The organism is Mycobacterium sp. 1245852.3, assembly GCF_001669335.1.
GTDB classification, from domain to species: domain Bacteria; phylum Actinomycetota; class Actinomycetes; order Mycobacteriales; family Mycobacteriaceae; genus Mycobacterium; species Mycobacterium europaeum_A.
Genome location: NZ_LZLL01000388.1, coordinates 1 through 786 on the forward strand (window position 1 = coordinate 1; position 786 = coordinate 786).

1 pseudogene is annotated in these 786 nt (G+C 68.4%); it reads left to right on the forward strand.

What is annotated here, in order from left to right:
• Positions 1-35 precede the first annotated feature (35 nt).
• Positions 36-719, forward strand: a pseudogene (locus A9W96_RS17610) (gamma-glutamylcyclotransferase); the annotation flags it as partial.
• Positions 720-786: the final 67 nt, after the last annotated feature.

Consider the following 786-nt stretch of genomic DNA (forward strand, 5'->3'; position numbering starts at 1 on the left):
ACGTGGTGCTCATCTGGCTGACGGTGACCGGCTGAATGCCGGCCCGCCGGCACCTTTACTTCGCATACGGGTCGAACCTATGCGTCCGTCAGATGGCGCAGCGCTGCCCCGACGCCGCGGATCCGCGGCCGGCGGTGCTGGCCGACCACGACTGGCTGATCAACCAGCGCGGCGTGGCCACCGTCGAACCGCTCGCCGGTAACCAGGTTTACGGGGTGGTCTGGCAGATCTCCGACGGTGACTTGGCGACGTTGGACAGCGCCGAGGGTGTGCCGGTGCGCTACCGGCGCGACGAAATGACCGTGCACACCGACGACGGACCGGCGCCGGCCTGGGTGTACATCGACCACCGGGTGACGCCGGGCCCACCGCGGCCGGGCTACCTACCCAAGATCATCGACGGCGCCACCCAGCACGGGTTGCCGCAACGCTGGGTCGACTTCTTGCGCCGCTGGGATCCGGCCGGCTGGCCCCGCCCGAAATCGTCGACGTCCGGGGCTGGGCCGCAATCGTTTTCGGCGTTACTGAGCGAGCCCGGCGTGACGGAGAGCAGCCAATTGCGTTCGCGTTTCGGCTTTTTGGCGATCCACGGCGGTGGGCTGGAAGAGATGACGGACGTGATCGCCGAACGCGCCGCCGAGGAGGCCGGTGCGTCGGTGTATGTGGTGCGCCATCCCGATCGCTACCCGCACCACCTGGCGTCGGCGCTGTTCGACCCGTATGCGAAGTAAAGGTGCCGGCGGGCCGGCATTCAGCCGGTCACCGTCAGCCAGATGAGCACCACGT